We start from the raw sequence: 217 nt of genomic DNA on the forward strand, positions 1-217 counted from the left end.
AGGTAATAACAATTCTCTGGCTGCGTCAGCAGCCAGTTCAAGTCCCTGTGCTAAACCTCTTAACTTCATCTGTCATGGTCATCGTCAGGCAACGCCTGCGGCAAACACATATAGAGGCTCTCTTAATGCGATCTCATCGCTGCCTGCTGCCGGGCAATCCGTGGCGGGAGCAGGGGCACTAGACATTCATCGGTTAACCTGATGCTGGCACTATTCA

At 52.1% G+C, this 217-nt stretch carries 1 protein-coding gene; it reads left to right on the top strand.

The features are described 5' to 3' along the window. The coding region (locus ACXAG2_RS20965; protein WP_474870284.1) for a hypothetical protein at positions 1-202 on the top strand (202 nt) is incomplete at its 5' end. Positions 203-217 lie beyond the last annotated feature (15 nt).

Source organism: Alteromonas sp. ABH4_456 (genome assembly GCF_056160645.1).